The organism is Nocardia sp. CDC519, assembly GCF_059509835.1.
The window spans coordinates 6,248,347-6,270,916 of sequence record NZ_CM183377.1; the positions used below are offsets into that span (position 1 = coordinate 6,248,347).

Annotated in this window: 18 protein-coding genes, 2 tRNA genes and 2 pseudogenes; 10 read left to right on the forward strand and 12 right to left on the reverse strand. The window is 68.4% G+C overall.

Features of this window, described 5'->3' with window-relative positions:
• Window positions 1-15: 15 nt before the first annotated feature.
• A complete protein-coding gene (argS, locus tag AC5W7N_RS28465; protein WP_195020724.1) occupies window positions 16-1,677 on the reverse strand; it encodes an arginine--tRNA ligase in 1,662 nt (553 codons plus the stop codon).
• Between the two features lie 115 nt (window positions 1,678-1,792).
• Here argS and AC5W7N_RS28470 point away from each other — a divergent pair, with 115 nt between their 5' ends.
• The 3 genes from AC5W7N_RS28470 to AC5W7N_RS28480 all read left to right on the forward strand — a co-directional run bounded on the left by AC5W7N_RS28470 (window position 1,793) and on the right by AC5W7N_RS28480 (window position 3,736).
• Window positions 1,793-2,740 (forward strand): thioredoxin-like domain-containing protein, encoded by a 948-nt coding sequence (locus AC5W7N_RS28470; protein WP_163813921.1) that lies wholly within the window; start codon window positions 1,793-1,795, stop codon window positions 2,738-2,740.
• Window positions 2,741-3,577, forward strand: a complete 837-nt coding sequence (locus AC5W7N_RS28475; RefSeq protein ID WP_495922711.1) for a DUF305 domain-containing protein — start codon at window positions 2,741-2,743, stop codon at window positions 3,575-3,577. It begins immediately after the preceding gene.
• An 86-nt stretch (window positions 3,578-3,663) separates the two neighbouring features.
• Window positions 3,664-3,736: transfer RNA gene (locus tag AC5W7N_RS28480), tRNA-Arg, on the forward strand.
• An 86-nt stretch (window positions 3,737-3,822) separates the two neighbouring features.
• Here the strand turns inward: AC5W7N_RS28480 and AC5W7N_RS28485 are convergent.
• Window positions 3,823-4,674 (reverse strand): hypothetical protein, encoded by an 852-nt coding sequence (locus AC5W7N_RS28485; protein WP_495922713.1) that lies wholly within the window; start codon window positions 4,672-4,674, stop codon window positions 3,823-3,825.
• 384 nt (window positions 4,675-5,058) lie between these two features.
• Between AC5W7N_RS28485 and AC5W7N_RS28490 the strand changes: the two genes are divergently transcribed.
• Both AC5W7N_RS28490 and AC5W7N_RS28495 read left to right on the forward strand, forming a co-directional pair.
• A complete protein-coding gene (locus tag AC5W7N_RS28490) occupies window positions 5,059-5,748 on the forward strand; it encodes an Rv0361 family membrane protein (RefSeq protein ID WP_462736688.1) in 690 nt (229 codons plus the stop codon).
• Between the two features lie 10 nt (window positions 5,749-5,758).
• Window positions 5,759-7,180 carry a metallophosphoesterase family protein gene (locus tag AC5W7N_RS28495; protein WP_495922715.1) on the forward strand — a complete coding sequence of 474 codons (1,422 nt, stop codon included), beginning with the start codon at window positions 5,759-5,761 and terminating at the stop codon, window positions 7,178-7,180.
• 66 nt (window positions 7,181-7,246) lie between these two features.
• Here AC5W7N_RS28495 and AC5W7N_RS28500 read toward each other — a convergent pair.
• A tRNA-Cys gene (locus tag AC5W7N_RS28500) sits at window positions 7,247-7,321 on the reverse strand.
• Between the two features lie 118 nt (window positions 7,322-7,439).
• Between AC5W7N_RS28500 and AC5W7N_RS28505 the strand changes: the two genes are divergently transcribed.
• Window positions 7,440-7,988 carry a MarR family winged helix-turn-helix transcriptional regulator gene (locus AC5W7N_RS28505; RefSeq protein WP_175585900.1) on the forward strand — a complete coding sequence of 183 codons (549 nt, stop codon included), beginning with the start codon at window positions 7,440-7,442 and terminating at the stop codon, window positions 7,986-7,988.
• A 325-nt stretch (window positions 7,989-8,313) separates the two neighbouring features.
• Window positions 8,314-8,916, forward strand: a pseudogene (locus tag AC5W7N_RS28510) (Hsp70 family protein); the annotation flags it as partial.
• Between the two features lie 318 nt (window positions 8,917-9,234).
• On the opposite strand, the gene AC5W7N_RS28515 reads toward AC5W7N_RS28510, so the two are convergent.
• The 6 genes from AC5W7N_RS28515 to AC5W7N_RS28540 all read right to left on the reverse strand — a co-directional run bounded on the left by AC5W7N_RS28515 (window position 9,235) and on the right by AC5W7N_RS28540 (window position 15,192).
• Complete coding sequence (locus AC5W7N_RS28515) at window positions 9,235-10,011, reverse strand: enoyl-CoA hydratase (protein ID WP_194990472.1); 777 nt, start codon at window positions 10,009-10,011, stop codon at window positions 9,235-9,237.
• Window positions 10,008-10,871: a 3-hydroxyisobutyrate dehydrogenase gene (gene mmsB / locus AC5W7N_RS28520; RefSeq protein ID WP_228806401.1), complete on the reverse strand. Its 864-nt coding sequence runs from the start codon at window positions 10,869-10,871 to the stop codon at window positions 10,008-10,010. The genes AC5W7N_RS28515 and mmsB overlap by 4 nt, the downstream gene beginning before the upstream one ends.
• Window positions 10,872-10,915: 44 nt before the next feature.
• Window positions 10,916-12,007, reverse strand: a complete 1,092-nt coding sequence (locus AC5W7N_RS28525) for an enoyl-CoA hydratase/isomerase family protein (RefSeq protein ID WP_194990473.1) — start codon at window positions 12,005-12,007, stop codon at window positions 10,916-10,918.
• Window positions 12,004-13,161: an acyl-CoA dehydrogenase family protein gene (locus AC5W7N_RS28530; protein WP_163813909.1), complete on the reverse strand. Its 1,158-nt coding sequence runs from the start codon at window positions 13,159-13,161 to the stop codon at window positions 12,004-12,006. The genes AC5W7N_RS28525 and AC5W7N_RS28530 overlap by 4 nt, the downstream gene beginning before the upstream one ends.
• Before the next feature lie 4 nt (window positions 13,162-13,165).
• Window positions 13,166-14,668, reverse strand: coding sequence for a CoA-acylating methylmalonate-semialdehyde dehydrogenase (locus tag AC5W7N_RS28535; RefSeq protein ID WP_194990474.1), 1,503 nt, complete (start codon window positions 14,666-14,668; stop codon window positions 13,166-13,168).
• 122 nt (window positions 14,669-14,790) lie between these two features.
• Window positions 14,791-15,192, reverse strand: coding sequence for a Dabb family protein (locus AC5W7N_RS28540; RefSeq protein WP_163813906.1), 402 nt, complete (start codon window positions 15,190-15,192; stop codon window positions 14,791-14,793).
• Window positions 15,193-15,298: 106 nt separating this feature from the next.
• Here AC5W7N_RS28540 and AC5W7N_RS28545 point away from each other — a divergent pair, with 106 nt between their 5' ends.
• Window positions 15,299-15,934, forward strand: coding sequence for a TetR/AcrR family transcriptional regulator (locus AC5W7N_RS28545; RefSeq protein ID WP_309138998.1), 636 nt, complete (start codon window positions 15,299-15,301; stop codon window positions 15,932-15,934).
• Between the two features lie 13 nt (window positions 15,935-15,947).
• Here AC5W7N_RS28545 and AC5W7N_RS28550 read toward each other — a convergent pair whose 3' ends face one another.
• Window positions 15,948-16,952: a DUF2157 domain-containing protein gene (locus AC5W7N_RS28550; RefSeq protein WP_495922718.1), complete on the reverse strand. Its 1,005-nt coding sequence runs from the start codon at window positions 16,950-16,952 to the stop codon at window positions 15,948-15,950.
• A gap of 109 nt (window positions 16,953-17,061) precedes the next feature.
• On the opposite strand from AC5W7N_RS28550, the gene AC5W7N_RS28555 reads away from it, so the two are divergent.
• The gene (locus tag AC5W7N_RS28555) at window positions 17,062-18,138 is read left to right on the forward strand and encodes an amidohydrolase family protein (protein ID WP_163813904.1); all 1,077 of its coding nucleotides are present in this window, start codon (window positions 17,062-17,064) and stop codon (window positions 18,136-18,138) included.
• 1 nt (window position 18,139) lies between these two features.
• Here AC5W7N_RS28555 and AC5W7N_RS28560 read toward each other — a convergent pair whose 3' ends face one another.
• Window positions 18,140-18,910, reverse strand: coding sequence for an SWIM zinc finger family protein (locus tag AC5W7N_RS28560; RefSeq protein WP_495922720.1), 771 nt, complete (start codon window positions 18,908-18,910; stop codon window positions 18,140-18,142).
• A pseudogene (locus AC5W7N_RS28565) lies at window positions 18,907-21,722 on the reverse strand (DEAD/DEAH box helicase). Before AC5W7N_RS28565 ends, AC5W7N_RS28560 begins: the two are co-directional and overlap by 4 nt.
• A 236-nt stretch (window positions 21,723-21,958) precedes the next feature.
• On the opposite strand from AC5W7N_RS28565, the gene AC5W7N_RS28570 reads away from it, so the two are divergent.
• Window positions 21,959-22,321 carry a hypothetical protein gene (locus AC5W7N_RS28570; protein ID WP_163813900.1) on the forward strand — a complete coding sequence of 121 codons (363 nt, stop codon included), beginning with the start codon at window positions 21,959-21,961 and terminating at the stop codon, window positions 22,319-22,321.
• Window positions 22,322-22,570: the final 249 nt, after the last annotated feature.

Below are 22,570 nucleotides of genomic sequence, written 5' to 3' on the forward strand. Positions count from 1 at the left end.
CCTGGTGCAGGGTGCTCACATGCGCTCCGGTGCGGAGACGCCGAGCAGGGCCAGGCCGTTGGCCAGCACCTGCTTGGTGGCGTTCACCAGCGCGAGGCGGGCGACGTTGGTCGGCGAGACCGGTTCGTCGCCCAGCGGCAGCACGCGCAGGGACTTGTTGGTCTGGAACGGGTGATAGGCCCCGGCCAGTTCCTCCAGGTAGCGGGCGATGCGATGCGGCTCGCGCAGGCTCGCGGCGCTGGCGACCACCCGCGGGAATTCGCCGATGGTGCGGATGAGCGCGCCCTCCTCGTCGGCGGTGAGCAGCGAGAAATCGGGCTCGACGGTGCCGTACTCGGGGAATTCGGCGGCATTGCGGCCGATGGAAGCGGCGCGGGCGTGCGCGTACTGCACGTAGTAGACCGGGTTGACGCTGTCCTGTTTGGTCCACAGATCCAGGTCGATGTCCAGGCTCGAATTCACCGAGCTGCGCACCAGCGAATAGCGTGCGGCGTCCACGCCGATGGCCTCGACCAGGTCGTCGAGGGTGACGACGGTGCCGGCACGCTTACTCATCCGCACCGCGACACCGTCGCGCAGCAGGTTCACCATCTGACCGATGAGCACCTCGACGGTGGCCGGATCGTCGCCGAACGCGGCGGCGGCGGCCTTCAACCGGCCGATGTAGCCGTGGTGGTCGGCACCGAGCATGTAGATGCACAGGTCGAAGCCGCGGGCCCGCTTGTTCTGGAAATAGGCGATGTCACCGGCGATGTAGGCGGCATTGCCGTCGCTCTTGATGACGACGCGGTCCTGATCGTCGCCGTATTCGGAGCTGGCGATCCACCAGGCGCCATCCTTTTCGTACAGGTCGCCGGAGTTCTTGAGGGTGTTCACCGCCTCCTCGACCGCACCGGAGGCGAACAGCGAGCTCTCGTTGAAGTACACGTCGAAGTCGGTGCCGAAATCGTGCAGCGTCTTCTTGATGTGGGCGAACATCAGCTCCACGCCCTCGGCGCGGAACCGCTCCAGGCGCAGTTCGGGCTCGATATCGAGCACACCGGGATGCTCGGCCACGATCTTGTCCGCGATCTCCTTGATGTAGGCGCCCGCGTAACCCTTCTCCGGGGTCGGAGCGCCGGTGGCGGCCGCGACCAGCGATTCGGCGAAGCGGTCGATCTGCGCGCCGTGATCGTTGAAGTAGTACTCGCGCACCACCTCGGCGCCCTGGGCGGCGAGAATGCGGCCGAGCGCGTCACCGACGGCGGCCCAGCGGGTGCCGCCGAGGTGCACGGGACCGGTGGGGTTGGCGGAGACGAACTCGAGGTTGATCTTGGTGCCGGCCAGGGTGTCGGCGGTGCCGTAGGCCGCGCCTGCCGTGCGGACCTGCTCGAGAATCGCGCCCTGCGCGGAAGCGGCCAGGCGGATGTTCAGGAATCCGGGGCCGGCGACCTCGGCCGCGGCGACGGCGTCGGTGGCGTCCAGCGCTTCGGCCAGCCAGGTGGCCAGCTCACGCGGATTGGTTCCGGCCTTCTTGGCGACACGCATGGCCAGATTCGTGGCATAGTCGCCGTGTTCCGGATTACGGGGACGCTCCACGGTGACCTCGTCGGGCAGGACCGCCGGGTCCAGTCCACGTTCGACAAGCACCTTCGCCGCGGTCGCGTGAAGGAGATCTGCAAGGTCAGCTGGAGTCACGAGTCTCTATCCTATGGTCTGGGCAGGTGTGCACCACGAGTGGGCACCAGGTGTTCGTCCTCACGCGGGCACCGCGCACACGACCGTCCACCACGTCGAAAGAGCACGATCAGCGATGCCGAGCAAGACCAGCGCCACGTCGGCCAAGGCCGTGAAGGCCGCGGGAAAGGCGGCGCCCGGCCGGAAAAAGGGCAGCGGCAAGGGTAAAGGTACACGTCAGCGCCAGATTCCCTGGCTGGCCATCGGGGCCGCCGCCGTGATCATCGCGCTGATCGGCGCCCTGGCCTACAACCTGGTACCGAAGTACCAGGAAGCGGCGGAACTGGAGAAGTTCACCCCCAGCGAGGACAACCAGGACCCCTCGCTCGCCATCGACGGCGTGGTGAAGAAGGAATACCCGGCCGGCCTGCACATCCAGCCGAATCAGCGGGTGGCCTACGACCAGAGCCCGCCCTTCGGCGGCCCGCACGACAGTTCCTGGGCCACCTGCACCGGCATCGTCTACGACAAGCCGATCCGGGTGGAGAACGCCGTGCACTCGCTCGAGCACGGCGCGGTGTGGATCACCTACAACCCGGACAAGGTCGACGCCGCGGGGATCGAGACGCTGGCGAGCAAGGTCAAGGGCGAGCAGTACACGATGATGTCGCCCTACCCCGGCCAGGATTCGGCCGTCGCACTGCAATCGTGGGGGCATCAGCTCAAGCTCGACAGCGCCGACGACAAGCGCGTCGGCCAGTTCATCACCGCGCTGCGGCTGAACTCCTATGCCTACCCCGAGGTCGGCGCGGACTGCTCGACAATCGTCTTCGACACCGAGAACCCGCCGCCGTTCGACCCCACTCCCCCCGGCCCCGACGCGGTGCCGATGGACGGTGGCGGCATCACGCCCGATCCGACCGAACTGGGCGGCATGCCGGGCGGGGTGCCCGGTGTCCCCGGCGTTCCCGGCATCCCCGGTCTGCCGGGTGGTCTGCCCGGTATGCCCGGCGGTGCGCCGGTGCCGGGTGGTGCGCCCGTTCCGCAGGCTCCGCAGGGCGCCCAGCCGGGCGCGGGCCAGTAGATGGGATCGACGGAGCTGCCGAAGGACTCCGAGGAGACCGCGGCCCGGGCTTCCGGTACGGATACCGACAGCGCGGCCGACTCCGATGTCGCCGCCCGAGGTGATGTTCCCGAGACCGGTAACGACGAGGAATCGGCAGAGGACGACTCCGGCTTCGCCGGGCAGGTCCGGCGCCAGCGCACGGCCCTGCTGGTGATCGGCGTCATCGGGGCGATGGTGCTCGGCTTCGCCATCGGGGTGCTGGCCCGTCAGCCGCTGGACCGGGATTCCGGGCCCTCCCCCAGCGCCGTCGACGTCGGGTTCAGCCAGGACATGTCGGCTCATCACGCCCAAGCGGTGGAGATGGCGGGGGTGGCGCTGATCCGGTCCGGCGATCAGGATGTGCGGCGGCTGGCATACGACATCCTCACCACCCAGCAGAACCAGGTCGGCCGGATGCAGGGCTGGTTGCAACTGTGGGGCGAACCCGCCCGCGCGGTCGACGGCTACATGGGCTGGATGACCGGGCACGCCGGCGGCCACGACCACACGGGCACCGGCCAGACCTCGCCGCACGCCACCGAGGGACCGATGCGCGAGATGCCGGGAATGGCGAGCCCCGAGGAGCTGTCGGCGCTGCGCCGGGCCGAAGGCACCGAGCTGGATGTGCTGTTCCTGCAACTGATGCTGCGCCACCACCAGGGCGGGCTGCCGATGATCCAGTACGCCGCCACCTACGCCGAGACAGCGGCGGTGCGGACCCTGGCGAGCAACATGGACCAGACCCAGCAGGGCGAATCCCAGCTGATGACCGGCATGCTCACCGCCCGCGGCGCCGCTCCCCTGCCGCTGAACTGAGCCGCTTTTGGCACACGGCCGACGGATGCGATACGCTTTGGCCGCCCGATCGGACGGCCCTCCCGGCCCCGACCGGCCCGATCCCCGCCCTCGTAGCTCAGGGGATAGAGCGTCTGCCTCCGGAGCAGAAGGCCGCAGGTTCGATTCCTGCCGAGGGCACAGCACGAAAGACCCCGACCAGTGTTTCGCCGGTCGGGGTCTTTCTCGTTCAGGCTCTCAGGTGGCCGATCCCCGCCCCAGATGGGTCACCCCAGCGAATCCGCCAGTCGAGCGTGCAGATCCAACAACTGCGGGATCTGCTCGGCCGGGCGCCTACCGAAACCGCATTCGGTGGCGATACCGAAATCGGGGACGACGGCCGCGGCCGCCTCGATCCGCCGCCGTCCGCCGGCGAACCCGTCACCGGCGTGCACCACACCGAGGTACAGCGTGGTGCTGGGTGCGAGGCGGAGATCGGCCAGCGGCGCGAAGTACGCGGCGTCGGCACGATCGCGCGGCACCGGCAGATGAATCCACTCCACCGGCCGGTTCGCAGCCGATGCGATGCCGTTGGCGACCGCCACCAGCGTCGAAGTGTCGGCGGGTTCGACGAAATGGCGATGGCCGAAATCGCCGTAGCACAGGTGATATCCGAGCTCCACGCCCTCGGGAACGGCGGCGCCCAACCGGACCAGCCGCTCGGTGACGCCCGCCAGCAACTGGTCGTAGCCGGACCCGAACCAGGGCGGGAACACCCCTTCGAAGAGAGCGAACTCGACCGCGGCATCCCACTGGATCGCCAGATCGCGCGCCGGGACCTCGGCCACGATCATCTCCAGCTCAGCGAGCAGCGCGGCCTCGTAGCGCCGCTCCAATTCCGCCTGCGGACCGGCCGTGAAAGCACCGATCACCGCGATCGGCGAGGGCAAGCTCACCTGGAACCGGATACCGCCGTCGATCACCCCGTCGGCGCGCAACCGTTCGAAGACCTTCCACGACTCCACCGCGGCCTCGGCGTAGCCGAGCGGGCCGAGGTCGATCGAGAGCGGATCGACACCAGGGCGCGGTCGCACCCGCTCGCTCGGCCCGTACTCCGGGCTCGGCGGCGGCACCGTCATCAGATCAGGATGAGCCTGAAGGCAGGCCAGCTGCCAGACGACCCAGTTGTCGCGAATGCCGGTTTCACCGTCGGGTATCCGGGCAACTCGCCTACCGAGGCGAGCGGACACCTGGCGGAACACGGCTTCGGGGCCATCCATCGGCACGCTGCCGCACAAGTGAATTCCGCGTCCGACCATGACTACCTCCAGCTTTCCCGGCGTGCACGCCTGGCACCGGCGCAGGCGCCCGAACAGCCTGACACCGGACCGGGATCCACGTTTCCCAGTGCTGGTGACGCTCGCCCTGTGGCGTGCCTGCGGTCATCGAGCCGGACGCGGACAGCGGGCACCGGGTGTCGTAATGTTCCACGCACACCCCGGGGATAGGGAGGACGAACCCACATGACGTACCCACCAGCAGGACAGCCGCCGCACGGGCAGCAGCCCCCGCATGGGCAGCAGCCCCCGCATGGGCAGCAGCCCCCGTACGGGCAGCAGCCGCCCTATGGTCAGCAGCCGTACGGGCAGCAGCCGCCGCCGTACGGGCAGCAGCCGCAGTACGGGCCGCAGCCGGGCCAGTATCCGCCGCAGGGCGGGTTCCCGCAGCCCGGCGGGTACCCGCCGCAGCAGCCGCCCAAGAAGAAGACCGGCCTGATCGTCGGCCTCGTGGTGCTCGCACTCGTGGTGGTGGGCGGTATCACCACCGGCATCGTGCTCACCATGCAGGGCAAGACGCCGCTGGCCTCGGACGAGAAGCAGATCGAGAATTCGATCCGCGAGTTCTACGACACCATGGAGAACGAGGGCATCATCGCCGCGGCCGAGCTGTCGTGCGCGGCCGACCGGGCCGAGTTCGACAAGGCCTCGCAGAGCGAGAAGGACATGATGGACAAGGCGTCCTTCTCGATCGAGATCGACAAGGTCGACAACGTGGTGATCACCGGCGACAAGGCCACCGCGAAGGTCACCGGCACGTTCAGCATTTCCATGCCCGGTGAGGACAGCACCGACCCGGAGAACACCTCGGACGAGACGCTCGCCAAGGAAGACGGCAAGTGGAAGATCTGCTCGGACTCCGACGACAACAACTGATCCGCCGCCGGTGACCTGCTGCGGACCCTCGCGCCGGAGCTTCCTCGGCACCATCGGCCTGGCCGCGCTGCTGCCCGCTATGGGCGTAGTGCGGCCGGGTTCGGTTCTGGCCCAGCCGAATCCGATCGTCGCGGGCGATCTGGAGCTCGTCACCGTCACCGATCGGTCGGCCGTGCTCACCTGGACCACACGTGCACCGGATGCCGGCGGACGCTTGCTGCCGGTGCCCACCGACGGCGAAGTCCGGCTGGTTCCCGCGGACAGTTCGCGTGCGCCGATCCAGGTCTGGGCCTCGGAGGCGCGAACCCCCTTCCACTACGCGCAGTTCGATGGACTGGAGCCGGGTCGGCGCTACCGTTTCGAAGCCTGGTCCCATGGGGTGCGGGCCGCGCCCGCGGTATCGCTCACCACGCGTCTGCCCGGCAGCCCCGAACTGCTCGGCGAGTTCACCACGCTGGTCCCGCCCCCTGGCCGGCTGCTGCGCACGGTAGCGCTGGCCAATGACGTGCATTTCGGCGAGGAGGTCAGCGGACTCGTCATCGGGGAGCTGCCGCCCGGTTTCCGCCAGGAACCGGGGCTGCGGCCGTACCCGGAGGTGATGCTCGCGGCCTTGCTCGACGACCTGCGCCGCCCGGATCGCGACGCCGGGATCCTGCTCCTGGCCGGTGATCTCACCAGCGAGGCCACTCCGGCCGAGACCCGTGGCGTGCGCGCCCGGCTCGACGACTGGGGTACGGCAGGCACCGACTATCTGGCCGTGCGCGGCAACCACGACCGCCCGCACACCGGCGCCGAATACCGCGACTGCCCCGCAGTCCCCGGAAACGATTCTCATTCCGATTGCTGGGCAGCGGAATTCGGGGCGCGTCAGCAGCCGGTGGAGCATGATCTCGGCGGGTTACGGCTGATCGGCCTCGACACCAGCGAGCTGGACGGCGCGGGCGGCACGATCGAGGCGCCGCAGCTGGCGCGGCTCCGCGAGCTCCTGCGCGCGGAGCCCGAGCGTCCCACCCTGGTCTTCGGGCATCATCCGGTCACCGTCGAATCCGGCCTGACCAACACCGCGGGCCCCGGGTTCGTGCTCAACCGCCACGACAGTGCCCAACTGCAGGCCCTGTACGAGCGCGCACCCGGGGTATTCCTGCACCACAGCGGTCATACCCACCGCAACCGGCGCACCCGCCCCGACACGGCCTGCGCCGTCGAATTCCTCGAGGTGGCGGCGGTGAAGGAATATCCGGGCGGCTACAGTCTGCTGCGGATCTACGAGGGCGGGTACATGCTGAATTTCTACAAGACCCGCACCGAGCAGGCGCGCCGCTGGAGCACACTGACCCGCGGTGAGTACTTCGGCCTGTTCCCCGATTACACCCTCGGCACGTTCGCCGACCGTAATCATGTTGTGCCACGGGATTTCTCGGGCCTGCACTGAGACCACCCGGCACCTCGCCCGGCAGTGACGGAACCGGGCGAGGCACCGCGGCGGCGCACCCATGCGTGGAGCGAGCGGCGGGAATCGAACCCGCGTGAACGGCTTTGCAGACCGTTGCCTGAACCACTCAGCCACGCCCGCCTCGCCTCTGAATACTGCCGGGTCCGCCGCCGGACGCCCAGGGTTGCGATCACCGTGATCGCAAGGCACGGGTCGCGGCGCGGCGGCCCGGCGGTGGGCACATGGAATGATCGGATCCATGTCCAGGTCACGTCCGCTACCGCTCGACCCGATCCAGGAGGCCCACCGGCAATGGGTGGGCCACGGCTGGGGCGCGGTGGCCGACGGGATGGCGGCGGTGACCTCGCTGGTGCGGGCCCAGCAGATCGTGATGTCACGGGTGGACGAGGCGTTGAAGCCCACCGGGCTGACCTTCTCCCGCTACGAACTGCTCATGCTGCTGAGTTTCAGCAAGACCGGGGCACTGCCGATGGCCAAGGCCAGCGCCAGGTTGCAGGTGCATCCGACCAGCGTCACCAATACCGTCGACCGCCTGGAAGCGGCCGGATTGGTGGTGCGGGTACCGCATCCGAGCGATCGGCGCGCCACGCTCATCGAAATCACGGATCCGGGAAGGGAAGTGGTTGCCAAGGCCACTGAACGTCTCAATGCCGAAGTCTTCGCGCACCCGGGACTCGAGCCCGACCGGCTGCGCACACTGCTGCAGATCCTGGCGGAATTCCGGCACACCGCGGGCGACTTCGACACCGGTGAGGAACCGGCCCGCTGGAGCGCCACCGATTCGTGAACCAGCACAACGACAAACCGCGCGAAACGCCCAAGTAGCACAAACGGCGAAAACCGTACCGTCCATTACTCCTCCGAGACTTCCGCTGGGTAACGTTCCGGCATCCAAGTAGCGAATTTCGCGCCCGTTCGTCTTGGCAACGCTGCGCCGGTGGTCCACCATGGAGCGCATGGTGCTGGTCCTCGGGGTGTCGGCGGGTGCCTGTGGTGCGCGCGCTGTGCTCACCCACTCCGACCAACCCCATCTGGATCCCATCGACCGATGCCAGGTTCCACGGCGTGCCGGGGCGGGGATCGAAGAGGCAGTGTTCGAGGCGATCCGCAGGATGCGGGTCGCCGCCGCGCGGCGCGACGAACTGATCACCCGCATCGCGGTGACCTGTCGATGCTCGCTGCACGCCGACAGCATCAGGGCCGCGGCCGGTGGGCACGAGCTCACCATCGTCGACGAGCCGCTGGCCCAGCTGCGCTACCTGCGCTTCACCGGGGCGCTGCCCGATGCCGACACCGTCATCCTCTACGACCTGGGCAGTTCCGGGCTCACCATCACCCATATCGACTGCCGCACCGACGCCGTGCTGGCCTCGCGACGCAGCACGGTGCTCGGCGGTGACGGCTACGACGCCCTGCTGCGCTGGCAGCTGGCCCGCGGCGGCGTGCTGACCGACAAACCGACCATCCGCAAACATCGCGAAGCGCTCAGCAGTGCGCGGGTGGTGACCGCGATGAACCCCGGCACCGACGAGCGTGCGGTGGTCACCCGCAGCGATCTCGCCGAACTGTGCGCGGCAGGCATTCATCATTCGGCCTCGTTCGTCCGCCAGCTCGCGGAGGAGACGGGGGTGCGCGCGGACGCGATGGTGCTGCTGGGTGGTTGTACCCGCAACCCGACCCTCCGGGCCGAACTGGAACGGCTGGTCGGGATGCCGATCGTCTACGATCCCGAGCCCGAATACGTCTCGGCGCGCGGGGCGGTGCTGCTCGCGGCCGAACGGCGCGCGGCCGAGATCAAAATGCCGCGCCTGCGCCACCGCGGGCTGTCGGCGAGCCTTGCCGGTGGCGGTCCGGTCGGGCGCCGCAAGCTCGTCGCGGCCCTCGCGGTGACCGCGGGGCTCGGCGCCACCATCGCGGGACTGCTCACCGTCAACGGCGAATCGGCGCGGCACCCCGATGGGGGTACCGCGCCGACACCGATGGAGGTCGACAGAACTCCCTTCATATCCAAACACTGGACGAGATCACATCGATCAGCGGTTGGTGAACTTCGCCTGCCGCTTCTCCACGAAGGCCGCCATGCCTTCCTTCTGATCCTCGATGGCGAACAGCGAGTGGAAGACCCGGCGCTCGAATCGCAGACCCTCGGACAGGGTGGTCTCGAAGGACCGGTTCACCGCTTCCTTGGCGATCATCGCGACCGGCAGCGACATGGAGGCGATGGTGTCGGCCACCTCGAGCGCGGTGTCGAGCAGTTCGGCGGCAGGCACGATCCGGGAGACGAGCCCGGCGCGTTCGGCCTCCTCGACGTCCATATTGCGGCCGGTGAGCACCAGGTCCATGGCCTTGGCCTTGCCGATGGCGCGGGTCAGCCGCTGCGAACCGCCGATACCGGGGATGACGCCGAGCTTGATCTCGGGCTGACCGAACTTGGCGGTATCGGCGGCGATCAGCAGATCGCAGATCATCGCCAGCTCACAGCCACCGCCGAGCGCGTACCCGGCGACGGCGGCGATGGTCGGCTTGCGGAACTCCGCGAGCCGGTCCCAGCGGGCGAAGTAGTCGTTCATGAACATGTCCATGTACGACTTGGGCTGCATTTCCTTGATGTCGGCGCCCGCGGCGAAGGCCTTCTCGGAGCCGGTGATGACGACGGCGCCGATCTCGTCGTCATGCTCCAGTTCGTCGAGTGCGGCGATAACGTCATCGAGGACCTGCGCGTTCAGCGCGTTCAGCGCCTTCGGCCGGTTCAGCGTGATCAGGCCGACCCGGCCCTTGCGCTCCAGCAGAATGGTCTCGAATTCGTTCACTGTGCACCCTCTTGCTCGCTGCGGTTACGGATGTCGGTGACGATAGCGGAGAAGTCTTTACCAGCAGCCGACTGGTTGAACCGCTCGTAGATCTGCGCCGCCAGCAGGCCGAGCTGACCATCGACACCGTTGTTACGCAGCGCATTCGCGGCCAGGCCGAGGTCCTTGTTCATCAGCGCGGTGGCGAAACCGGGCTCGTAATCGTTATTGGCCGGGCTGGTCGGCACCGGACCGGGGACCGGGCAGTAGTTGGTCAGCGCCCAGCTCTGGCCGGAGGCCTTGGACACCACATCGAAGAACGACTGATGGCTCAGCCCCAGCTTCTCCCCCAGCACCAGCGCCTCGGACAGGCCGATCATCGAGATACCGAGCAGCATGTTGTTGCAGATCTTGGCGACCTGGCCGACGCCGTTCGGGCCGCAGTGCACGACCTTGGCGCCCATGACCTCGAGCACTGGAAGCGCCTCGGCGAAATCGGCCTCCGCGCCGCCGACCATGAAGGTCAGCGTGCCTGCGGCAGCACCGGCGACCCCACCCGACACTGGCGCGTCCAGTGCGCGATGACCTGCGGCGATCGCCATCTCGGCGGCCGCCTTGGCGTCGGCGACGTCGATGGTCGAACAATCGATGAACAGCGCGCCGGGCCGCGCGGCCGGCACCAGTTCGCCGTAGACGTCGCGGACCAGTTTGCCGTTGGTCAGCATGGTGATCACGATGTCGCGGTCGACGGCGGCGGCGACGCCGGATTCGACCAGCCGGATCCCGGCCTCGCGGGCGGCCTCCTGGGCGGCGGGCATCGGGTCGAAGGCGTGCACGTCGTATCCGGCGCGCACCAGATTGGCGGCCATCGGCGCACCCATATGGCCGAGGCCGAGGAAACCGATGGTCTTGCGGGCAGGCTCGTTCACTGCTGTCCCTCCGGGCTCGGGGCGGTCAAACCCAGTTCATGGCCACCCAATTCGGTGAAATAGGCCGCGACCTGCTCGTCGGTCACCGCGTCCAGGGTGGACGGAGACCATTGCGGGTTGCGGTCCTTGTCGATCACCTGCGCGCGGATGCCCTCGACCAGGTCGTGGGAACCGAGCGTGGCGATCGAGACGCGATACTCCTCGTTCAGCACCGCCTCCAGCGATTCCGCGCGCCGGGCCGAACGCAGCGAGCGCAGCGTGACCTTCAGCGAGACAGGCGATTTCGAGAGCAGTTCGGTGGCCGCCGCTTCCGCCTCGGGTCCGTTGGCGCGCAACCGCTCGACGATTTCCTCGACCGTGTCGGCGCTGTAGCAGGCGTCGATCCAGGAACGCTGGGCCAGTAGCTCCGATTCCGGTGCGGCCGTGGCGAATTTGGCGATGGCGATATCGGCGGTCTCGGTGCGCAGCGTGTCCAGCAGCGCCGGGATGTGCTCGGACGGGATGTAATAGTCGGCGAAACCGGCGGCGATGGCGTCACCGGCGCGCATCCGGGCGGTGGTGAGCGCGACATGGGTGCCGAGCTCGCCCGGAGTCCTTGCAAGCAGATAGGTACCGCCCACATCGGGAACGAACCCGATCCCCACCTCGGGCATCCCGATCATGGACCGCTCGGTGACGATGCGGTGCCCGGCATGACCGGACAACCCGACGCCGCCACCCATCACGATGCCGTCCATCACCGCGACATACGGCTTCGGATACCGGCCGATCAGCGCGTTGAGGATGTACTCGTCACGCCAGAACCGGCCGGACGCCGATTCGGCGCCGGTGGCCTGGGACGCCGAATCCTGCTGTGCGCTCTTGGCATCGTTGTGGATGGCGACGATATCGCCGCCCGCGCACAAACCGCGCTCGCCGGCGCCGGTGAGCACCACGGTCCGCACCTGCGGGTCTTCGGCCCAGGCCCGCAGCGCCTCGGTGATGGTGAGCACCATCGCGTGGTTGAGCGCGTTGATGGCCTTTGGCCGGTTCAGGGTGATGACGCCGAGCCCGTCACGGGTCTCGATCAGGACTTCGGGTTCACTCATGCTGCTCCTGCCCCACGGGCGGCCGAGGTCATCGACCTGGCGACGACCACCCGCATGATCTCGTTGGTGCCCTCGAGGATCTGATGCACGCGCAGATCCCGGACGATTTTCTCCAGACCGTACTCGGCGAGGTAACCGTAGCCGCCGTGCAGTTGCAGGGCCTTGTTGGCGACCTCGAACCCGGCATCGGTGGCGAAACGCTTGGCCATCGCGCACAACTCGACCTTGTCGTCGGCATCGGCGTCGAGGGCGTCGGCGGCCCGCCACAGCAGCGTGCGCGCGGCCTCCAACTGCGTGCGCATATCGGCCAGGTCGAACTGCAAGGCCTGATTCTTCAACAGCGGCGCCCCGAACGCCTGCCGCTGCGCCAGGTACGGCACGGTCTTGTCCAGTGCCGCCTGCGCGCCGCCGATCGAGCAAGCCGCGATATTGAGTCTGCCGCCGTTGAGCCCGTTCATGGCGATGCGGAAGCCGTCACCCTCGGCGCCGAGCCGATTGGCGACCGGGACACGGGCGTCGGTGAGGATCACCTGCCTGGTCGGCTGCGCCTTCCAGCCCATCTTCTTCTCGTTCGGGCCGACGGTGAGGCCGGGCGTGTCGGCGGGCACGATCAGCGCCGAAATGCCGCGTGCGCCTTCGTCTCCGGTGCGCACCATCATCACGTAGACGTCATTGGCGCCCGCGCCGGAGATGAACTGTTTGGCGCCGTTGAGGATGTAATCGTCGCCGTCGCGGACCGCCTTGGTGGTCAACGCCGCCGCGTCCGAGCCGACGCCCGGTTCGGTGAGGGCGTAGCTGCCGAGGATCTCCATCGACGTCATGCCCGGCAGCCAGCGGAAACGCTGGGCGTCGTCACCGTAGGCGTCGATCATCCACGCCGCCATATTGTGGATCGAGATATAGGCGGCGACCGCCGGGCAGCCGGTGGCCAGCTCCTCGAAGATGCGCACCGCGTCCAGCCTGCGCAGCGCGGATCCGCCCACGTCCTCGGCGACATAGATGCCGCCGAGGCCGACCGATCCGGATTTGCGCAGCACCTCGATCGGGAAGTGCATGTGCTCATCCCATTCGAGTGCGTGCGGGGCGAGGAACTCGTCGGCGAAATCGCGTGCGGTCTCGCGGATGGCGCGTTCGTCGTCGTTCAGTGTGAACATCGCATCAGTCCATCGTGGGGATGACGAAGTGGTCCGCGTTCTCCTTCAGACCCTTCGGCCAGCGCTGGGTGACGGTCTTGGTCTTGGTGTAGAAGCGGATCGAATCCGGGCCGTGCTGGTTCAGATCGCCGAAACCGGAGCGCTTCCAGCCGCCGAAGGTGTGGTAGGCGATGGGCACCGGGATCGGCACGTTGATGCCGACCATGCCCACCTGGACACGGGCGGCGAAATCACGCGCGGTATCGCCGTCGCGGGTGAAGATCGCGACACCGTTGCCGAACTCGTGCTCGCTGGCCAGGCGCAGGCCTTCTTCGTAATCGTGCGCGCGCACCACGCTGAGCACCGGCCCGAAGATCTCCTCGGTGTAGATCCGCATCTCGGGGGTGACCTTGTCGAACAGGGTCGCGCCGACGAAGTAGCCGTCCTCGGCGCCGTCGACGGTCAGGCCGCGACCGTCGACGACCAGTTCGGCACCTTCATCGATGCCGATCTGGATGTAGTTGTTCACCCGGTCCAGGCCGTCGGCGCCGACCAGCGGGCCGAAGTCGACGCCCGGATCGTCGGAGCGGCCGACATTGAGTTTGTGCACCCGCTCGGTGAGCTTGGCGACCAGCCGGTCGGCGGTCTCCTCACCAACCGGAACGGCCACCGAGATGGCCATGCAGCGCTCGCCCGCCGAGCCGTAACCCGCGCCGATGAGCTGATCGGCGACGTCGTCGAGGTCGGCGTCGGGCATCACGATGGCGTGGTTCTTCGCACCGCCGAAGCACTGGGCGCGCTTGCCGTTGGCGGTGGCGGTCTCGTAGATGTACTGAGCGATCGGAGTGGAACCGACGAAGCCCACCGCCTGGATGCGCGGATCGTGCAGGATCGCGTCGACGGCCTCCTTGTCGCCGTTGACGACGTTGAACACCCCGGCGGGCAGCCCGGCCTCGAGGAACAGCTCGGCCAGTCGCAGCGGCACCGAGGGATCGCGCTCGGAGGGCTTGAGCACGAAGGCGTTACCACAGGCCAGGGCCGGTCCGGCCTTCCACAGCGGGATCATGGCCGGGAAGTTGAACGGGGTGATGCCCGCGACCACGCCGAGCGGCTGACGCATCGAGTAGACGTCGATGCCGGTGCCCGCGCTCTCGGTGTATTCGCCCTTGAGCAGGTGCGGGATGCCGGTCGCGAATTCGATCACCTCGAGGCCACGCTGGATATCGCCCTTGGCGTCGGCGAGGGTCTTGCCGTGCTCGCTCGACAGCAGCGCGGCCAGGCTGTCCATCTCGTCCTGGACCAGGGTCAGGAATTTCATCAGGACCCGCGCCCGCTTCTGCGGATTGAACGCGGCCCATTCCGGCTGCGCGGCGGCGGCGTTCGCGATGGCCGCCTGCACCTCGGAGGTACTGGCCAGCGGAACCCTGGCCTGCACCTGCCCGACATTGGGATCGAACACGTCACCGAAGCGGCCGGAGGTGCCGGGGACCTGCTGTCCGCCGATGAAGTGGGTGAGTTCACGAACCATGCGAATCCTGTCCTCAGGGTGGTTGAACAGTGGCAACATGCGGCGCATGCGCAGGTTTACGGTCGTCCAATAGTTGGACGTCCAAGCAAAATGCTACACCCACCCACTTCGTCACACCAGACTCAGGCGATGAGCACCTCGGGAATCGTCGACATGAGCCGATCCCACTCCGGATACATCCGCACCTTGCGCTGATGCAGCGCCATGATCCGGGCACCGAGCTCCGGATCTGGGTCATCGGAGATATCCGGGCCGATCGCCACCTTGGCCAGATACGGGATGATCACCGGATCCCCGGCCAGGTGCACCGGATCGTGCATATAGCGCTCCAGCGCGGCCAGATCCGCGATACCCACGCAGTACGAGTGTGTGTATCCCGACGCGGGATCGCCGAGATCCTGTCCGACGCAGGCGAATTCGACCGATTCCACCGCGGCGGTGCGGCGCATTGTCGCCAAGACCAGCTCCTTCTGCTGCTCGGTGACCTCCTCGCGGAAACCGAAACGTAGTACGTGCACGATCATCAAGCCTCCAGTTGAACTTGCTGGTTCAAAATGCCGTACCTACTAGTACAGTCAGAAGAATGAACCCGCAAGTTCAAAATCTGTTCGTTCCCGATAAGCTCCCCCCGTGACTTCACCGACGACCGGCCGGGGACGCATCGACAAACGGCAGGCGATCCTCGATGTGGCATTCGAGGTCTTCGCACGCCGCGGCTATGACCAGGCGTGCGTCCAGGAGATCGCGGATGAGGCCGGGGTGGCCAAGCCGACCGTGTACAACCACCTCACCGATAAGCCGACCCTGCTCCGGGAGGCGATGCGCGCGGCGGCCGATTCGGTCGCGGCGCAGTGTTCGGCCGCGCTGGAACCACTGCGCGGCTCGAGTCCCGATCCGCGCGCCGCGCTCGGGGAGGCCGCCTATCGCCTGGCAACGGTGTGCGCCGGCGCCCGAGCCACGGCATTACATCGGCTGACCTACGCACAGCTGGTCACCTTCCCCGAGCTGGCCGCCGAGGTCCTGGAGCGGGTGCCGCAGCGGCTGGCCGAGGCGCTGTCCGACCGGCTGGCTCGCTACATGCTCGACGGGCGGCTGCGCCATGCCGATCCGGAACGCGCGGCCGAGCAACTACTGGCCCTGCTCACCGGGCCGCTCGAACGGCACAGCAGGCTCGGCACCCGTGAGGTCCCGGAGGCGACTCTCCGCGATATCGCGAACGCGGCGGTCGAGACCTTCCTCCGGGCGTACGCACCCGAGGCTTCCTAGCCGCTGGTTCGCGCTATCGCGAGGCGTGGCCGGCGCGGGTGAGCAGGTAGCCGCCGGCGCCGAGAACCAGGGCGCCGACGATGAGCACCGCGCCGGCCGCGGCGACGGAGCCATCGGTCCAGTCCCAGACCGCTTCCGCCGCCGCCAGGGCGAGAGCAGCGCCGCCGCCGAGGACGAGGACCCAGGAACGTTCGGTCAGGTAGAGGGCGAAGCAGAGCACGGCGATCAACGCGGTGAGCCAGTAGGCCAGGACCATGGACTCGTATTCGCCGCAGGTCTGGGCGCCGAAGATCGCGAAGAGCACCGCGATCAGGTAGCCGGCCCAGCGTTCGCCGAAGGCGCCGAACCGGGTGAGGACGGCCCAGCCGACACCGAGCAGCAGGATGCCGAACCCGGGCCAGCCCTCGCGGAGCCCGGCGACATCGGTGATCACCCCGGAGACGACAGCAGCGCTGAATATCGCGCACACGATCATCCCGGCCGGCGACGGCAGCGCGAGATATCCGATCGCGGCGGCGATCAGGCCCGCGATGCAGGCGTAGACCCAGGCGGAATCGGTGTCACCGTCCTCGATCGCGCTACCGACGGTTCCGGCGACCAGCGCGGCGGTGAGTGCGAACAGGACCGCGGCGAGCCGGAGGCGGGACGCCGGCACCCGGATGACTGTGGAGGCACGGTCACGGAAGGACGGGAACAGCCCGGCCGGGCCGCCCGCGACCGCAACCCCGATCACCGCGACCACCACGGTGATCAACATCAGAATCGCCACACGGCCGGTGCGCGCCAGGTCTTCCCATGAGGCGGCCAACACCAATGCGATCCCGGCGAGCAACAATCCCGCGCCCGCATAGGCAGCGACCTCGGCCAGCACCTTGGTGCGGGCGGGCCGAGTGACCGGTTCGGCCAGCGCGGCGAGCACGCGGTCCAGTTGCTGCTCGGTGAGCACCCCGGAATCGACCAGGGGGCGCAAGGCGGCCGCGTGCGCCGACCCCGATCCCGCACTGTTGTCGTGGTCCACGCCGCCAGTATGTCCGACCCGCCCGCGGTTTCGGCCGTACTCCGGATGCGGGCACGGCTCGCGTGTGACAATCGCCCGGACCGGGTGAACGGCGGACGGAACGGACATCATGGATCTCACCGACATTCCGATCATCGACGCGCATATCCACCAGTGGGATCCGCTGTCGACGCCACGCGATTTCAGCGGTCTGGCGCGGTTGTTCCGGTATCTGCCGCTGCCGATCGGTATCGCGATGAAGGTGGCGCCGCGCCGTGACCGCGAATTCGTCGGCGATCCGACGCCGTATATGCATCCGTATCTGCCCGCGAACTACCGCAACGATACGGCCGGGCTGAAGGTCCGCACCATCGCCCATATCGAGGTCGAATGGACCGGGGCCGGACCGCTGGCGAAGGCGGACGAGACGCGCTGGGTGGCGAGTCTGCCGTTCGGTATCGACACCCCGCGCCTCGGCGCGATCATCGCCAGTGCCGATCCGGCGGCACCGGGCTTCGCCGAGTTGCTCGAGGCACACGCCTCGGCGTCGCCGCTGCTGCGCGGCATCCGCACCATGGTCGCGCATCATCCCGACCCGGACGTGCGCTCGTTCACCAGCACGCCCGGTGACCTCACCGCGAACGCCTTCCTCGAAGGCTTCGCCGAACTCGCGCGGCGGCAGCTGTCGTTCGAGGCGTGGGTGTATTCGCATCAGCTGCCGGATGTGGCCGCGCTGGCCGCGCGGTACCCCGAGGTCACCATCGTGCTGAATCATCTCGGCACACCCGCCGGAATCTTCGGCGCGGTCGGCAAGCACACCGGATTCAACCCGGGGCATCGGCGCGAGCTGTTCGTGCGCTGGCGCGACGACATCGCCGCCGTAGCGGCCCAGCCGAATGTGGTGGCCAAGGTCAGCGGTCTGATGATGCCGATCCTCGGACATCCGGTTCCACCGCGCGGCAGCGCGACACCGGTTCCCCAGCTGATCGAACGAATCGGCCCGATGTTGCGGCACGCGGTGGACTGCTTCGGGGTCGAGCGGCTGGTGTGGGGTTCGAATTTCCCGGTGGACAAGCCGATCACCACCATCGCCGGCAGTGCGCAGGCCGTTGCGGCGGTCGTCACCGAACACGTGGGCGATTCGGAGTGCCTCGATCAGGTGTTCCGGGCGAACGCACAGCGCGTGTACCGCATCGACGAAGCCTGAGTCAGGCCTGCCGCAAGTCGTCGTACCAGGCGGTCAGGGTGCGCAGGCCACTCGCGGCGACGGTCTCGTCCTCGGCGAGCATGCGCAGCGCACGGCGCAGCAGGGTCGGGTCGAGATCCGCTGTCGCGGGCCGGAATTCGGGTGTCGGCAAGGCGGGCAGCTCGAGCCCTTCGCCGTAGGGGTCGCTGTCACCGCCGGTGCCGCCGCCACGCTCGACTCCCCCGATCAGCGTGTCCAATGAGAGCCCGCGCAGGGTGAGCAGATCACGCGGGTACTCGTCGAGCCGTTCGGCGAGTAGGTAGCACAGCGCCGCCACATGCTTGCACGGCCAGCCCGGGTCGGGGCAGGTGCAGCCGAAATCGAGATCCGCCGCGGTCTCGGGCAGCAGATGCGGTGCGAGCGCGGCGGGCAGCGCGCCGGAGGCGATATGGGCCAGCATGCCTGGCGCCGAGCGAATCTCCTCGACCAGCAGATCGATCTCCTCGGCGCGCAGCGGCCGCACCGTGCAGGTGGCGGTGAACGGGCGCGGCTGGCTGCCCTGCACTTCACCGACGACCGCGCCACGTTCGATCCGGTAACTGACGACCTGCCCGGATCGCGCGTAGCTGCGCCCACGCGCGAGCCGCCCCGGTTCGGCCATCCGTTCGACCGCCTGGATGAACGCCCGACCCCACGCCGTACGCGCGAAAGCGCCCCGTCTGCTGCGCGCTTCGACGCCACCGGACACCGGCCGTCGCGGACCGAATTCGCGGTAATCCACGCGTGGACTCATTCGCCCACCGCCTCCGCGCCGAGCGTGAACAGATCACGCAGCTCGTCGGTGCTCAACTCGGTGATCCAGTGCTCCCCCGAACCGACCGCGAGATCGGCGAGTTGGCGTTTGCCGCTGATCATTTCGTCGATGCGTTCCTCGATGGTGTCGACGCACACCAGCTTGCGCACCTGCACCGCGCGTTGCTGGCCGATCCGGTACGCCCGATCGGTGGCCTGGTTCTCCACCGCCGGGTTCCACCAGCGGTCCAGGTGCACGACATGATTGGCGGCGGTCAGATTGAGGCCGGTGCCACCGGCCTTGAGCGACAGCAACATCAGCGGCGGTCCGTCCGGTGACTGGAATTCGGCCACCATGGTGTCGCGACGCCGTTTGCCGACTCCGCCGTGCAGGAACGGGATTCTGGTACCGAACCGCTCGGCCAGATACGGCTCGATCAGCTCGCCGAATTCGCGGAACTGGGTGAACAGCAACGCTTTTTCCCCATCGGCGAGCACCGCGTCGAGCACGTCTTCCACCAGGGCGAGCTTGCCGGAGCGATGGCCACCCCGGCGCAGCACCGACGATCCGTCGCCGAGGTAATGCGCCGGATGGTTGCAGACCTGTTTGAGGCGGGTCAGCGCACCGAGGACCGCGCCCTTACGGGCCATGCCCTTGGCATCGCGGAGCTTGTTCAGCATGTCGTCGACGACGGCCTGGTAGAGCGCGGCCTGTTCGACGGTCAGGTTGGCGCGCACCGTCATCTCGAGTTTGTCGGGCAGATCGGAGATCACGCTCGGATCGGTCTTCACCCGGCGCAGCACGAACGGTGCGGTAATGGTGCGCAGCCGGGTGATGGCGTTCTCGTCGCGTTCGCGTTCGATCGGCACGGCGAACCTGGCGCGGAAGGTCTGGGCGCTGCCGAGCAGTTTCGGCATGGTGAAATCCAGGATCGAGCGCAGTTCCTCCAGCCGGTTCTCCACCGGGGTTCCGGTCAGTGCCAGCCGGTGCCGGGCCGGAAGTGCGCGGGCGGCCCTGGCCTGCCTGGTGCTCGAGTTCTTGATGTGCTGGGCCTCGTCGAGCACCACGCGTTCCCAGTCGCGGGCGGCCAGATCCGCGACGTCGCGGGCCATCAGGGCATAGGTGGTGAGCACCAGGTCGGCGTCGGCGATGGCGGCCCACAGCTGCTCGCCCTTGGCGCGCCCGGCGCCGTGATGGACGAGCACGCGCAGGTCGGGCGCGAATCGTTCGGCCTCGCGCTGCCAGTTGCCGACCACCGACATCGGGCACACCAACAGAGTCGGGCCGACCGGCCGATCGCCCGCGCGTTCGTGCAGCAGCAAGGCGAGCACCTGGATCGTCTTGCCCAGCCCCATGTCGTCGGCGAGGATCGCGCCGAGACCCATCCGGCTCATGGTGGCCAGCCAGGACAGGCCGCGCTCCTGATACGGCCGCAGCTGTGCCTTCAATCCGATCGGCGCGGGCACCGGTTCCTCGGAACCGGACGGGTCGAACAGTTCGGCCGCCCACCCGGTGGCGCTGACCTCGGTGACCGGCACCTGATCGACGCGGGTCGCGGCGATCTCGCCGATCATGTCGGCCAGCGTGACCTCGGCGTCCTCGGCATGCAGCGCGACGTACTTCGCGGCCGCGGCGAGCACCTTGTGATCGGCCTGCACCCACTCCCCACGCAACTGCACCAGATCGGATTTCGCGTGGATCAGCCGCTGCATCTCGTCGCGGCTGAGCACGGTATCGCCGAGGGCGAGCTCCCAGCGGTAGGAGACACCAGCCCGGGCAGGCCGACGGTGCTCTCGGCAGCGGCCACGGCGCTGTTCACCCGCAAGCGCATCGTCGGCGCTGTCACCGTCCAGGCGCGCGGCAGCAGCAGCCGGATGCCCGCCTCCTGCAACGCGTGCACACCGTGCGCGACCAGATCGACCACCACCTCGGTGGGCAGCAGCAGATCCATGGTGCGCGGATCGCCGGGCAGGTCGCGCAGCCGCGGATAGGCGCGCTGCGCTTCGCCGAGCCGCTCCACCGCGGCCCGCACCAGCTGCGGATCACCGTGCAGTGGAACGGAAGTGGGCGCCCGGCCGTCGACGCGCAGGCAAACCTCCAGGCGCCACAGCGCCACCTCGTCGGTATCGTCGGCGTCGGGTTCGAGCAGCCGCAGCACCAGTTCCGGTTCGTCGGCGGCGAGACTGGTGCGCCAGCGTTCCAGCATCTGCGCGGCCTGGTGACTGCCTGCCTCCACCGGGGCGTCGGCGGTGAGCCCCTGGACCAGCGGATGCGGGCCGTCCCGAGCCGGGATCAGTTCGCGGACAATGGGATCGGTGAGTTCGGTGACCATATCGTCGAGGACGGCGGCCGGTTCACCGGCCACCCGCAACGCCGCGGGCATCGCGGAGGCGAGTTCGGCCAGCCAGGCCCGCTGGCCCGCGCCGCCCACCAGCCGCCAGCGCGCCCACCATTGCCCGTCGTCGCGGCGCAGCTCCGGTACCACCCGTCCGGCCCGCACCCAACGCTCGATACCGAGTGCGACATGAGCGAGAAACCGCAGGTCACCTGCCACTGCCGCGGCGGGCAGACGTTGCCGCAGCGCGGCCGCGGCGGCATCGGGAGCCAAGGCGTGCGCGGGCACCCGTTCACTGCGGAAGCCACCGTCACCGGCGAGCAGCACCTGCGCGCGATGCCGGAATTTGGCGGTGCGGACGACATCGCCCAGCAAACCCGGCACGGGCTTCGCGGCGTCGGCATCGGGGCCCGCGCCGTGGCCGGGAGGGTGCCACAGCAGCAGCCCGGATCCCGGCGACCACAGACCGTGCAGCATGGCCTCATCAAAGCACCCGGCACCGACACCGCGGCGCACGGTCGCGCCGCGCAGCTCTGGATTTATCCGCCCGCGCGGACGATACTTGGCATATTCGCTGGTCACCGCGGAGTTTCAGATGCTCGGCAGGCGCGGTAGCGGAGTCGTTCGACAGGCAGGCAGGTGTCGGCCAGACGCCGGCAGCATGACAACGCGGTCACTCACACAACGGCGGTACTACAGCGGAGGGCAGCTCCATGACGATTCTGCTCCAGGTTCTCGAGCAGAGCTTCACGCCGACCACACCGTGGGAACGGCGCAAATTCACCTTCGTCAACACGCACTGCATCGTCGGGATGCGGCTGGACGGCGAGTCCGGCGTCTGGCTGGATCTGTCCCGGCCGGGTGAATCGCAGCGGCTGGCGCACACCGCCGACCCGCACGATGCGATCACCTTCCTGCTCACCACCTTCGCCAAGATCGCCGAATGCGAAGATCGCGGCGGCTCCTGGTTGATCGGCCACGACGGCACCCACAGCGCCACCATCGCCGCCACCCGGTTCCCACCGCACGGCGCCCAGGACACCGCCGACGAGCTGCTGGCCCGCGCCTGGCTGTAGATCCGGGGTTCGCCCGAACCACCGGAACCTGTCGGTGGGTACCGGTACACCTTGTGCATGCGGGTGGGCACAGGGCGGGATTCGACGGCGATCGCATCAGCGGCCACACAACGGGCGGAGAGCGCCCCTGCGGGGGCAGTGGCCGCGCGGCGCACGATCGTCAACACAGCACACGCACCGACCCGGCGTGGGGGGGGCCGCGAAAAGCCAGGGGGGGAGAGGAGTGAAAAAAAAACAAAACAGCAAGAG

Bases quoted from the DNA above. Each gene is read 5' to 3' on its own strand.
- AC5W7N_RS28540 (WP_163813906.1), bottom strand. From the start codon at position 15,192: ATGATCGTGCACGTACTACGTTTCGGTTTCCGCGAGGAGGTCACCGAG.
- AC5W7N_RS28525 (WP_194990473.1), bottom strand. From the start codon at position 12,007: ATGAGTGAACCCGAAGTCCTGATCGAGACCCGTGACGGGCTCGGCGTC.
- AC5W7N_RS28470 (WP_163813921.1), top strand. From the start codon at position 1,793: ATGCCGAGCAAGACCAGCGCCACGTCGGCCAAGGCCGTGAAGGCCGCG.
- AC5W7N_RS28475 (WP_495922711.1), top strand. From the start codon at position 2,741: ATGGGATCGACGGAGCTGCCGAAGGACTCCGAGGAGACCGCGGCCCGG.
- mmsB (WP_228806401.1), bottom strand. From the start codon at position 10,871: ATGGGTGCGCCGATGGCCGCCAATCTGGTGCGCGCCGGATACGACGTG.
- AC5W7N_RS28570 (WP_163813900.1), top strand. From the start codon at position 21,959: ATGACGATTCTGCTCCAGGTTCTCGAGCAGAGCTTCACGCCGACCACA.
- AC5W7N_RS28485 (WP_495922713.1), bottom strand. From the start codon at position 4,674: ATGACGGTGCCGCCGCCGAGCCCGGAGTACGGGCCGAGCGAGCGGGTG.
- AC5W7N_RS28555 (WP_163813904.1), top strand. From the start codon at position 17,062: ATGGATCTCACCGACATTCCGATCATCGACGCGCATATCCACCAGTGG.
- AC5W7N_RS28530 (WP_163813909.1), bottom strand. From the start codon at position 13,161: ATGTTCACACTGAACGACGACGAACGCGCCATCCGCGAGACCGCACGC.
- AC5W7N_RS28490 (WP_462736688.1), top strand. From the start codon at position 5,059: ATGACGTACCCACCAGCAGGACAGCCGCCGCACGGGCAGCAGCCCCCG.
- AC5W7N_RS28505 (WP_175585900.1), top strand. From the start codon at position 7,440: ATGTCCAGGTCACGTCCGCTACCGCTCGACCCGATCCAGGAGGCCCAC.
- AC5W7N_RS28560 (WP_495922720.1), bottom strand. From the start codon at position 18,910: ATGAGTCCACGCGTGGATTACCGCGAATTCGGTCCGCGACGGCCGGTG.
- AC5W7N_RS28535 (WP_194990474.1), bottom strand. From the start codon at position 14,668: ATGGTTCGTGAACTCACCCACTTCATCGGCGGACAGCAGGTCCCCGGC.